General features: G+C 55.3%; 1 protein-coding gene. It reads right to left on the reverse strand.

Going from position 1 to position 389, the window contains the following annotated elements; translation table 11 throughout:
- Positions 1-82 precede the first annotated feature (82 nt).
- Positions 83-389 (reverse strand): hypothetical protein (locus tag CSV68_RS16865; protein WP_199175060.1); only part of this gene is annotated, 307 nt, incomplete at its 5' end.

Raw genomic sequence — 389 nt, forward strand, 5'->3', positions numbered from 1 at the left:
TGAGCGCAGACGCTCGCGCTGAGGCATAACCAGCCGATAATTATCAGGCTCACAGAAAAACGTTTGTTCAGCATATTCATCCTTAAAAGCGTAAATTCGCATCAAACGTGACGGAGAGATTGCTTTCTCGTTTACCGTCGAAAGGGCGCTTGTCCCAGTTCAGCATCACGCCGCTATCAATGACGTTGTTCCATTGAATGCGCTGCCCGTAACCCAGCAGGGCGATGGCGCCAGCGGGCTGATTTTTCTGCCAGTATTCCCCGCCGCCGAGAACGACCTGCTGGCTCCAGAGCGTGTCGTAATGGCGGTACATCTGATGATCGACGGACAGGGCCGCCGTTACGGAGAGATCCCGCTCCGGGTTGTAATAGAGCGTGTCCCGCAGGGTG

It is taken from the genome of Sporosarcina sp. P29, from assembly GCF_002743265.1.
Classification (GTDB): Bacteria; Bacillota; Bacilli; order Bacillales_A; family Planococcaceae; genus Sporosarcina.